Below are 9,729 nucleotides of genomic sequence, written 5' to 3' on the forward strand. Positions count from 1 at the left end.
CCCTCAGACTAGGCGCTCTTACCGTTCGCTTAGCCGATCGTACGGCACGTCGAGCCGGGAGGCCGCCTGCTCCTTGGCCCGCTCCCCCCGCCGGTCGTATCCCGCCGTCGTCGTCGGGCTGGCGTGGCCGGCGAGCTGCTGCGCCACCGACAGGTCGGCCCCCTCGTCAAGCAGGTCCCCGACGTAGCTCCGACGCAAGTCGTGGGGGCTGAACGCCTCCACGCCCGCCTCCGCGGCCCGCTGGCGGAGCACGTGGTACACCGCCTGGCCCGTCAGCGCGTCGGCGCTGGCCACCAGCCGCCCGCCACGCCGCGCCCGTACGAAGAGGGGCGTGTCCTTGTATATGGGGGAGGGGTGAGGCACGCCGCCCTCCGCGTCGCGTTCGACCAGCGCTGACCCGTCTAGTCCAGCGACGCCTGCCAGCCGCACCCGGAGGTAATCGCGGAGGGCGTGGAACGCTCCTGGCGGGACCGGCACGACGCGGGTCTTGTTGCCCTTGCCGCGCACGACGGCTCGGCGCTGCACCAGGTCGAGGTCGCCGACCCTAAGCGTCGCCAACTCGTCACGCCTCAGCCCGCACCCGTAGCCGAGCGCGACCACCGCCGCGTCGCGCTGGCCCTTTTCGGTGACGACGGCCGGGTCTCCCTTTCGGGGGGACACCGGCATGAGGCACGCCTCGATCAGTGCCCGTAGCTCACCTCGGGCGAGCGAGCGCCCCGTGGCCGCCGCCGCCGAGGACCCCTTGACGGCGCGGACGCTAGCTGCCCGGTGGTAGTGCTCCGTCTCCATGAGTCCGAGCTCCCACGCCTCGCGGAGGACACCTCGGAGCGCCGAGAGCATCTTGTTGGCCGTCGTGTACTTGAACCGCTCGGCGAGGACTGCACGAACCGCCTTCGCGTGCTCGGTCCGGAACGCCCCCCATGGGAAGGCCTCAGGGTCGGGCGCCGGGTCGGCGTCGGGCACGCAGATCGCAGCCACAGTCGCGAGCGCGCCGCGCATGGTCCGACGACTGCCGGGCGCGAGGCGCGCGAGATAAACGGTCGCCGGGTTAGGACCGGGCCGCTGGCGGCCGACCTCGACGGTGGCTAGCGACGGGACCGGAAGTTCAGACGGGGCCATTCCGTTATTGCAGGGTCGCTTCACCCGTTGTTTGATCCCACCAGCAGTCAGGAGGTCGGTCGCGGAAGATATGACTTCTGAGAATTGCCATTCTCATAAGTTATCGAGAGCTGACTGAGATGCTCTTCCTCACGTTCACGAGTTAGCCCAGCGGCACACCAGCAGCAGCCCTGAGCCGGACCACGGCGTCTCCCACCACGTTTGCCGTCTCGCTTAGCCTCGGACCCACGCCCCGAGCGTCGCCCGCCAGGTCCTCACGGCCGAGGAGCATGGCCGCTCGACGGAGGGCTGAGTCGGCGCGCGCTAGCTCCGCCGCCAACTCGCGGAGTCGCTGCTTCTGGGCTGGGCCGCCCGGCAGGAGCACCTCGCCCCGGACGTCGAGCACCCACCGCTCTCCGTCCCAGTAGTCGACCCCGTTGAACCAGAAGTTGACACGGACGAACGCCGCCGCCTCGGCGTAGGAGACGAACGGCGAGATGCGAGCCCGTGGGCACTCGAGGTCGAACATGTCCAGATTGAACGCCGCGTAAGACGCGACTCCAGGCTCTCCGACGGTCGCCCACGTCGGCTCATCGGCCTCGACGTCCGGCACGCTCCGGTTCAGGTCTGGGGTCGACTGGTTCAAGGAAATCAGCGATACCTGCAATAACGGTAATAGGATATTAGAACGACGCCGGTCACTGTTGACCTTCGCCGCGCTCAAGCCACACGGCCACGACATCGCGCCGGGCCATCCGGAGCGCGCCCCCGCTCGCTGGGCCGAGGTCGCTCTCCGTTCCCCCCTCGATGGCCCGTTCCACCTCTTGCCACCCGGGGTACGGCTGGCTTTGGAGCACGCGGACGGCCTCGGCGTCGAGGACCGCCCGGGCCTCGGCGTCGAGCTCGGCGATGCGGGCGTCGAGCCGCGACGCCTGCGCTGCCTCCCGGTCGCGCCGAGCGGCCTCGCCGGCCAGAACCTCCGACGCGGGCGGGGCCTGAGCGCTAGCTCCTGCCACCGCCCCCTCGAAGAGCGACGCCTGCGTCCGCTCCCCTTTCGCCGTCGAGCCCGCCCAGTCCTCCGTGATCGCCCGGTACGTGTACGCCCCGAGCTTCCCGATCTTCTTGCCCCGTACCAGGTCGCCCTCGACGTGGGCCAGGTTCCGCTCGACCTGCTCGGGGGCGAGTTCCAGTACCTCGTCCGTCTGGTTCGAGGTCAGCCCGAACTCGGACAGCCGGAGTCGGCCCGACGACGAGCCGTCGCCGCTCGGCAGGGAGGCCGTCTCGAAGGCGGGGGCCGCCGTGACCTTGAAGCGGAGGGCCGCGATCTGGCGCCCCTCCTTCTTCTTCTCCATCTCGATCCGGATATCGCTGTGGGCGTTGACCTGCTTCACGGCCCGCGCCAGCACCTTCTGGTTGAACGCGGAGAACGCCGTGTACTGGTCCTCGCCGACGCCGAGGAGGCCCCGCCAGTCGCCGACATCGATCCAACCGGTCGTCCCGACGTTCAGGAACCGGAGGCAGTTCTCGTAGAGCGCGAGCGCGGTCCCCGAGCTGAACCGGGTCTGGACCGTCAGGTTGATCCGGGAGTAGATCGCCGGGTTGTAGAGGAGCGCGCGGAGCCGGGGCGAATAGGCGTACTGGCATGTCCCGGACCCCGGCTCGACGTAGGCCTGAGCCAGGAGCCCGCTGGCGCCCCACCCCTCCCGGCCCTCGGCGTCGAGCACGTTCCAGACCACCTTCGTCTCGACGAGCGTCTCAAGGGCCTCCCGGAGGTACGACGAGTTCTTGGAGTTGAACCCGACGGCCTCGGCGAGGTCCGTGAGCTTGATCGAGTGCTCGATGACCGACTCGTCGGGGAGCTCGTCGTAGGCGTTGAGGAGCAAGACGTTGGCCGCCTTCCGCTGGAGGAACGAGAGCGGGGCCTTGACGTGGATCGCCCCGACGTGCTTCTTGATCTCCAGCGGTCCGGGCAACATGAAAGGGGGCGGTGGACGGGCAGGGTACCGCTCGGGCGAGGGGGGCGCAAGGTCGGCGGAGCCGCCGGTACCGGCGCGCTGCACGGAGTGTAATACGCCAGACGCTCAGAGACCACACGTCCCCATAGAGTGGTATGTGACGGCTCCCCAGCGACAGCGTCCAGGCCCCTGACCCCATAGAGTGGTACCCCTCACCCCATAAAATGGTAGGGGTCGCGAGACGGGGTGTCATAAACGGCTCTCCCGGCTCCCATTCAGCGATTCCCGGTCACCCCATAAAGTGGTATGGTTCGCCCCACAGAGTGGTATCTCACGCCCCATAGAGTGGTATGGTTCGCCCCACAGAGTGGTGCCTCACGCCCCATAGAGTGGTATCTGATCGCCCGCATCTCGTTGTCCCCCAGTCAGATACCAGCCGTAAACGTTCTAAACGTTCTTAAACATATTAAACGACGACGACGACGCTTCTCTGTGGGATCAGGACGGCCAAAGACGCTCTCCGACGGGGCTAGGCCCCCGCCTCTTCATCGGAGAACACGCCGAGGGCGATCTCTTCGACGGCCGTCTTGAACGCCCTGACCCGCTCAGCGGAGAGGGGCTGCTGCTCCGCTTCGGCCTCGAGCTCGACGACGAGTTCGTAGGTTCGCCGCCACGCGGCGATGTCCGGCCCTGGGCCAAACACGCGGGACCGGAGGTAAGCCGACGTCGTCATGCCGACCCCCTCGGCCGCGCCGTCGATCCGGTCGCACTCGGACGGGGAGAGCCGGAAACTCCGCGTCGTCGTCCGACGCGTCTCCTTGGCCTCCGAAGTGAGCCAGGACGGTGCGCCCGAGTCTCCCTGGTCGCCGGAGCTACCTCTCCTGTCCGGCGATCCGTCGGTGCTCTGGTCGCTACTGGAGTCTCGGCTGGTCCGTCTCGTAACTGTCATCCGGGCGGGGGGACGTCGGAATCGTGGGTCGGCCCAAATATAAGGAGCCGCGCTGTAGGGTCCGGGGCCGGGACGGCGCTAATCGTGGAGCGTCCGGCGCACGAGGTGCACGGCGGGCCGCTCCGCTTGGCCCCCGAAGTAGAGCCTCGCGCGCTCGGGCTGGCGGTCGTGGTCGCCGGGCTCGACCTCGACGAAGGCGGTCGGCGGGCTCGTCGCCAGCGACACGTCGGCCGGGACCCCCTGGCAGTTGGGTCGGCCGTTGTGGACCTCCGGGCGCTGGGCGACGACGAACCCGGCCCGGCCCTCGACGACGGCCGGCTCGGCGACGTAGCGGCCGGTGACCACCTGGTCTCCCGACTTCGCCATGTACCGCCCGTCAGACCGAAACCCGATGGAGGCCTCGTGGCAGTCGCCGAGCTCCGGGGCCACATCGGCCAAGTCCCAGACGCCGAGGAGCGGGGACGCCAGCGACGTGCGCTCCTGAGGCGCGGCCGGTGCTGGCACCTCGGGTCCGTCCTGGGAGCACCCGACGACGAGCGCTGACAGGCCCACGACGACGGCGAGCGCCCCCCGTCGGAGCCAGTCGGCCATCACGTCGCGGCGCGCGGCCGTGAGCGCACCGCGCGCCGCGGGTCCGAGGTCGGCCTCGGTCCCCGCCGCCAGGGCACGCTCGACGGCGCCGAGACCGTGGTACGCCTGGCCCTGGAGGTGCCGGACCGCCTCGGCGTCGAGGTCGGCCCGCTCGGCGTCGGCGAGCCCAACCACGTGCTCGTCGAGCCTCTGCCCCTCGGCGTCCTCGGCCCGCCGCGTGGCCTGGCTGCGAGCGAGCGCCGGGGGTGGAAACACGGCGTTCTTGGTCGCCTCTGCCTGGGCAGCCACGGCCCGCCGGACGGTGGCGCGCTTCTGGCGGGCGGCCTCGGCGCTCCCACCCCAGTCGCCCTCGATGGCCCGGTAGGTGTACGCCCCGAGCGCTCCGATCTCGCGCCCCCGTGCGAGCTCGCCCTCGACGTAGGCCAGGTTCCGCTCGACCACCTCGACCGGGAGGCCGAGGACCCGCTCGACCTGGTCCTCGGTGAGCCCGAACTCCACGAGCTGGGGCCGGAGCGCGCAGGCGCTGTCCGGCTCGTTCGGCGAGAGCCGTCGGCGGAGCGCAGGCGAGAGGATGAACCGGCAGTCGGGTCCGTCCACCGTCACCTCCGCGAGCAGCGGCGCGATGGTCAGGGACTCGGGCGATCTCCACTCGACGACGCGGCCCGCGAGCGAACGGAGAAGGGCGCCCACCTCGCAGGCGTCTTCGGAGCGGAGGCCCGCCGCCTTGGCGACGTCCCCGACGGGAACCGTGAGGGGCTCTGAGCCGCCGCCCTCGGCGCAGCGGAGCAGGACCCCGAGCACGGCCCGCTCGCCGACGGGGAGCGCGACCGGAGAGCGGACCGGGGAGCCACAACCGTCCGGCTGAGGGACCGACGGTCGGGCCGTCTGGTGTGTGCGACGTTCCGTTCGCGTCTGGGGCATCGGTCTAGGGGGAGAGGGGCGCTGTGTGGGGAGTGCTGGTCTGGTTCTGCTCCGTCTGAGCTCGTCGCAGGGTCCGGATCACCGTCGCCAACTCGTGCCGCCGCCGGGCCGTCTCAGCGCTCCACGCCCGGACGCGGTCGTAGAGCACGGACGGGTCGATGGCCTCGGCGCTGCCTCGCTCGCGGACCTCGTAGTGGACGTGGGGGCCGGTCGAGACCCCGGCGCCGAAGCCCACCCCCCCGCTCAGGCCCACGACGGTCCCGCGCCGGATGGGAGCCCCAGGCATGATGGTCGTGGCGTTGAGGTGGGCGTAGAGCGTGGACGTCGCGAGCCCCGACGGGTCGCGGTGCTCGACCTCGACGGTGAGCCCGTAGCCCGAGCGCACGCCGACGGCGAGCACGCGGCCGTCGGCGGTTGCCCGGACCGGCGTGCGGAGCGGGACGGCGAAGTCGGTCCCGCTGTGCCCTCGGAGTCGGCCGGACACGGGGTGCCGACGGGGGCCGAAGGGCGAGCTGACCACACCCGCGACGGGCGCCCCGACGGGGAGGCCGGGCGGTAGGGCAGGCCGCTGGCGGAGCGCGGCGGCGCGGCGGGCGAGGTCGGCGCGGCGGGCCGAGTCCGGCTGCGCGATCGGCGAGGGAGCGAGGCCTCGGACCTCGGGGGTAGAGGAGCCGTCGGCAGCCCGGGCGGTCTCGGCGCGAGACCGAAGGGCCACGACGGCGGCCACCGACGCCCGGCCCACCCCGGCCTCGCCGTCGGACGCTGGCGACGGTCCCGCGAACGCCCCCACGCAGACGGCGACGGCGACGACGGACAGGGCCGCTCGCGCGGGCCGGGCATGGGAGGTCCCACCGTTCTTCTGTGAGTGCCCCCCCGAACGGGGAGCGTCGGGTCCTCCGTCGTCCTCGACCCCTCCCCCACCGGGCGCTGACTCTCGGCCCACGACGACGTCCGCCAGCGCGCGGAGCAAGACGACGGGGGCCGGTCGGAGCGCGGCGTCGTGGGCCTCGACTGAGCGGGCGAACCGGCGAGCGACGGAGGGCCGGGACGGTGTGGAGAAGGGAGGTTCAGGCATGGCTCAGATGGGCTCTGGCCCCCGGCCGTCGATCCATGGTCCGGAGGCCTCAAACGGGTAGGTGCCAGAACGGGTCGGAGTCCGCCGCGGCGCAAAGCGGGAGGGTCCCCGAAGAGGGCGCGGCTGCATATGTGCGGAGAAGGTGAGCGCGCTCTTTTAGGCCGGTCTGTCTCATGAGCAACGTCGGGGGGGACGGACCCTGATAGCGGAGCCCGACCCTGCGTCGATAGAACGTCAGCAGCTCGTTCCGAGACCGGATGCGACCTCTCTGGCCCAGCCCTCCGCCCACCCGTCGGGAGGCCCAGCAAGACCGACGACTCCGGCGCATCCGGACGCGGTCGTTCGGTCGGCCCGTGTTGCCGAGGTGCGAGTCCTTGACAGTGGGCGCCGACCCCGGCGGGCGGTCTGCCAGCGCCGCCGGGGTGTTGCCGAACTCGACTCCGCCGGTCCGCTGGCGAGTGCCGGAGAGGGCGGGTCGAGCGCTGGCTTGTCCACCCACTCCGTCACCACGTCGCTGGGGCCACCAGTGGCCGAAGAGGTCAGGGGGCGTCCGTCCGTTTTCCGGCGGTCCAGTGCGTCGTGACCTGGACGGCGGCAGACCGTCACGAGGAGTCGGCGTCCGCCAGCGGTCCGGGGGTTGATCAGCCCGGACCCATGCCCTAAGTTTGGGGCTGAGTCAGAGCTAAGCGATTTTCGGCAAGTGAGGTTTTCTTCTACAAAAAAAGCGGACGGGTCCTCCCCTGTGACGGAGGCCGTATCGGGGCCGGACCAGGCGAGTCCGCCCAAGGCCGGGGCGCGCGCCGCGTCGTCCGAGAAGCCCGCGACGAGACGGCGGCGGGGGAGTCCAGGTCGGCCGAAGAGGAAGCCGGAGGAGGGGCCGAAGGTCCAGGTCGGGTTCCAGGTCACGTCGGTCGAGAGGGACCGGATCAGGGAGGCCGCGTCGCAGGCCGGGCTCTCGGTCTCGGAGTTCCTCCGGAGGCGGGCGCTCGGCCGCCCCGTCGTCCCACTCGCCGACGCGGCGGCCCGGAAGGCGCTCCGCCGCGTCGGCGTGAACCTCAACCAACTCGTCCGCCGGGCCAACGCTGGGGGAGCGACCGAGACCGAGGCGCGGGCCGCCATTGACGACGTCCGGTCGGCGCTCGCGCGCATCGGGAAGTCGCCGGGAGAGGGCGAGACCGGGACCCCGTCGTGAGCGCACACCCCACCCTGCTCCGCAACCGCCAGACGGGAGAGGGACGGCCCGCTGGCTGTCTCTCTCGGCGTCCGTCTGCGGGTCTCGGAGATATGTGCGAACGAGGTCCGGTGCAGTCCGCGCGAGACTCGGTCGCAACCCGGTTTTCAGGAGGGAGGACATGATCGCAGCGTCCTCCTCCGGACAGAGCTTCGGGGCGCTCGGCGCCTACCTCGTCGGCGACGAGAGCAGGGTGGGCTGGGCCGAGACCCGGAACATGATGGAGGGGATGGACGGGGGCACCATCGACCCCGACGCGGTGGCGGCCGAGATGCGGGACGAGGCTGCTGCGAGCGGCGTGGCGAAGCCGGTCTACCACGTCGCCATCGCGTTCGACCCCGACGACCACCCGACCGAGGCGGAGGTCCGCGCGGCGGCTGACCGGACGCTCCGGGACCTCGGCCTCGACGACCACCAGGCTCTCGTCGTCCGGCACACCGACCAGCCGCACGCCCACGTCCACCTCATGGTGAACCGCATCGGGCCGGACGGCAAGGCGTGGTCCACGTGGCGGGATCGGTACCGTCTCCGGTCCTCGATGGAGGCGCAGGAGCGCGAGCTCGGCGTCCGATGGACGGGGCGGAATCGGGAGCTCGAACGGGGGGCGCCCACGTTGGAAGTGCAGGCTCAAAGTGGGAACAGCGAGAGGGGGTTCGCGGCCGAGGTCCGGGCGAAGGCGCTCGCCGACCTCCGGGAGTCGGGGTCGTGGTCCGACCTCGACGGCCGACTCGCCTCGCACGGGCTCCGCGTGGAGCGGCGGGGCCGGGAAGCCGTCGTGACCGACGGGGAGCGGGAGGCCCGGCTCTCGTCGGTCTCACGGGCGGTGAGCCGACGGCGATTGGAGAACCGGCTCGGCCCGCTCCGTGGTAAGGCGGACCGTACGACGGCGGGGGAGCCAAGCGCACCCCGCCAGGACCGAGCGGCGCGCGAATCCACTGGGTCCCCGAGCGCCCGCGGGCCAGCGCCATGGACCCGAGGCCGAGGACGCCCCCGGAAGCACCAGCCGTCCCGGACGTCGAACCAGGTCCGGTCCCGGAGAGCCCACGTGCTTGGGAAGGGCGCCGCTCGGAACGGCGTGGCCGCGACCTCGACGCGGGGCGCGCTCCTCGCCTCCCGCATCGCGAGGGGAGGTCTGACTGCGCTCGGGGCCGGGGGACAAATGGACACGGACGTCGAGCGCCAACTCCCCAGGCGTCTGGGACGGGCCGCGCTCTTGGCTGCGCGGACCGCCTCCGCCCGTCGTGGGGCAGGTGGGCGCCATCATCTCGCGCCTGGGGCGGACAACGGCGGCTCCACGCCACCGCGTTCCCTCGCAGCGCGGACGCTCCCCGCTCGGGCCGCCCACCGCGACGTCCGGCCAGGCGGGCGGGTGGACCGGCTGGCCGCGCTCGTCGCTGAGCGGGGGCGGCTCAGCCGCGTCGAGGCCGAGCACGGTCGGGCGTCTTCAGCCCGCTCTCGGGTCGAGGCCGGAGCGTCGCGGGCCGCCCAGCGGGCCTCGGCACGGGCCTCCCAGGAAAGCGAGACGTTCGCGCGAGCGCTCGGACGGGTCTACGCCGATCCAGGAGCGGCCAGCGAGCGGTTCGCTCGGCTCGCCGCACGAGAGGGGCCTGACGCGGCAGCACGAGCGATGAGCGAGCGGCCCGAAGCCTTCGGCAAGCTCCGCGAGACCGAGACGAAACGGGCGCTCGGGCTGGTCCGGGGTGCGACAACAGACCCCGCTCGGGCCGGAGCAGCCGAGGCGGGCCAGGCGGGTGCGGGATACGTGCGCGCGAACGAGGCCCGTCTGGACGCGGCGTCGAGGTCGCAGACGCTACGCGCCGACGGGGGGCGGACCGCTCAGGACCCCGCCGCTCGCGCGATCAGCGCCCGCGCCCGGCGAACAGAACGGGTGCTCGCCGGACCAGGCGGC

8 protein-coding genes are annotated in these 9,729 nt (G+C 71.9%); 2 read left to right on the top strand and 6 right to left on the bottom strand.

All coding sequences use genetic code 11. The features are described from left to right. Window positions 1–18: 18 nt before the first annotated feature. The 6 genes from RQM47_RS16610 to RQM47_RS16635 form a co-directional block, all read right to left on the bottom strand. Window positions 19–1,119, bottom strand: a complete 1,101-nt coding sequence (locus RQM47_RS16610) for a tyrosine-type recombinase/integrase (protein WP_314009799.1) — start codon at window positions 1,117–1,119, stop codon at window positions 19–21. Window positions 1,120–1,261: 142 nt separating this feature from the next. Next, on the bottom strand, window positions 1,262–1,744 hold the full coding sequence (locus tag RQM47_RS16615) for a hypothetical protein (protein ID WP_314009801.1): 483 nt from the start codon (window positions 1,742–1,744) through the stop codon (window positions 1,262–1,264). A gap of 52 nt (window positions 1,745–1,796) precedes the next feature. Continuing rightward, window positions 1,797–3,074, bottom strand: a complete 1,278-nt coding sequence (locus tag RQM47_RS16620; protein WP_314009803.1) for a replication initiation protein — start codon at window positions 3,072–3,074, stop codon at window positions 1,797–1,799. A gap of 508 nt (window positions 3,075–3,582) precedes the next feature. After that, complete coding sequence (locus RQM47_RS16625) at window positions 3,583–4,002, bottom strand: plasmid mobilization protein (RefSeq protein ID WP_314009804.1); 420 nt, start codon at window positions 4,000–4,002, stop codon at window positions 3,583–3,585. 78 nt (window positions 4,003–4,080) lie between these two features. Further along, window positions 4,081–5,514 carry a hypothetical protein gene (locus tag RQM47_RS16630; RefSeq protein ID WP_314009805.1) on the bottom strand — a complete coding sequence of 478 codons (1,434 nt, stop codon included), beginning with the start codon at window positions 5,512–5,514 and terminating at the stop codon, window positions 4,081–4,083. A gap of 4 nt (window positions 5,515–5,518) precedes the next feature. Continuing rightward, entirely contained in the window at window positions 5,519–5,998 is a 480-nt protein-coding gene (locus tag RQM47_RS16635) for a M23 family metallopeptidase (protein WP_314009806.1), read from the bottom strand. 1,333 nt (window positions 5,999–7,331) lie between these two features. On the opposite strand from RQM47_RS16635, the gene RQM47_RS16640 reads away from it, so the two are divergent. After that, on the top strand, window positions 7,332–7,781 hold the full coding sequence (locus tag RQM47_RS16640; RefSeq protein ID WP_314009808.1) for a plasmid mobilization protein: 450 nt from the start codon (window positions 7,332–7,334) through the stop codon (window positions 7,779–7,781). Window positions 7,782–7,941: 160 nt separating this feature from the next. Beyond that, the coding region (locus RQM47_RS16645; RefSeq protein ID WP_314009809.1) for a relaxase/mobilization nuclease domain-containing protein at window positions 7,942–9,729 on the top strand (1,788 nt) is incomplete at its 3' end.

This window comes from Rubrivirga sp. S365 (genome assembly GCF_032248475.1).
In the GTDB taxonomy this organism is placed as follows: Bacteria; Bacteroidota; Rhodothermia; order Rhodothermales; family Rubricoccaceae; genus Rubrivirga; species Rubrivirga litoralis.